The sequence below is a fragment of the Neisseria sp. Marseille-Q1983 genome (genome assembly GCF_018224585.1).
GTDB classification, from domain to species: domain Bacteria; phylum Pseudomonadota; class Gammaproteobacteria; order Burkholderiales; family Neisseriaceae; genus Neisseria; species Neisseria polysaccharea.
Genome location: NZ_JAGTUI010000100.1, coordinates 1 through 1,365, shown reverse-complemented (window position 1 = coordinate 1,365; position 1,365 = coordinate 1). Strand labels below are relative to the sequence as shown.

The window sequence follows — 1,365 nt, the reverse complement described above, 5'->3', positions numbered from 1 at the left end:
GCGCTATTACGAGCCTGATACTGGACGTTTCATCAATCAGGATCCGATTGGGTTGTGGGGGGGCGAGAATCTTTATTGGTTTGCGCCTAATGCGCAAACGTGGATTGATATTTTAGGGTTGAATAGATTCACCCGTACTACATGGCAAGCTCCATCTAAAGGAACAGGTCAAACGTATACGGTATTTCAACAGGCAATAGATTGGGATATGGTTGATAATAAAGGGAGGACAAATTTACAACGTGCATCTAAAGGGTTAGCTCCTTTGGGGGCTGATGGTAAATCTATCAATCTACATCACTCAAAACAAGATGCTAGGGGTGCTTTGTTTGAATTGACGAAAACAACGCATAGTAAATATGATAGAACAAATGCCTTGCATCCTTATAAAGTTGATGGAAGCGGTAAGCATCCATATTTCCCAGTAGATAGAAATGCGTTTGATAAGGATAGAAAGCAATATTGGAAAGATAGGGCGAAAGCAGAAAAAAGACGCAGAAGAAAAGCTGGAAAATGTTAAGGTCAATTTACTTATATTTATATCAAAGAGGTTTGTTATGTTAGATACTAATTTTAAAGAATATCTTGATGATGAATTTGGTAGGATATTGCCAGAAAATCAAAATAAATATCGTGAATTATTCAAAAGATTAGGGTTTGGAAAAATAAATCATGACTTTGTTGAATTTTGGTCAACATATAGTGATGAAATTTATGGAAGAATTGGATATTTGGTTGATTTGGCAATGGACTTAGAGGATTTTTCAAGTAGCCAAACAGAAATTTTGAGAAAAAATATTGGATTACCTGATAATTATTTTTCATTATTAAATAATGAGTTAGATGATTATATCTTATATGATAAAAATACCGACGAGGTTTTTTTTGTAGAGGCTCCTAATATTCAAAAGTTCATAGAAAATAAACAATTCAGCAAACATTGGAATAGCTTTGAATATTTTATTAAAGATTATCTAAATTATAATGCTTAATATGTTTAATTTTTAAGCGGTTAGCAAGCTGTAGCCAATGAAACCTCCAATTCCGATGTAGAGTGTGAACGGTACGTACGCACGCGGTTTCTGTTTTTCAGACGACCTCACTATCTTCTTTGAGGTCGTCTGAATCATTTGTTCTTTAACAATCTCATTAGTAGTTAACATAGAGGCCGTCTGAAAACCAACTTTCAGACGACCTTACAGATTCCTGAGGGTGCAGTCTTCAAAGATGTAGATGGTAAAAAATACTCTTTAAGGAATGCACATATGGGACATAATCCTGAAGATGCTGTTTCTTATTGGAATCGTTGCGGTCGTTATCATGGAGCCAAGTCTCAGGCAGTACGGAAATGGATGCTTGATCCCA

General features: G+C 35.5%; 2 protein-coding genes. Both read left to right on the top strand.

Annotated features, from left to right (window positions below; all coding sequences use genetic code 11):
• On the top strand, window positions 1–520 hold a 520-nt coding region (locus KEM39_RS11275; RefSeq protein WP_300991131.1), incomplete at its 5' end, for an HNH/ENDO VII family nuclease.
• 37 nt (window positions 521–557) lie between these two features.
• Window positions 558–992 (top strand): hypothetical protein, encoded by a 435-nt coding sequence (locus KEM39_RS11270; RefSeq protein ID WP_211710062.1) that lies wholly within the window; start codon window positions 558–560, stop codon window positions 990–992.
• Window positions 993–1,365: the final 373 nt, after the last annotated feature.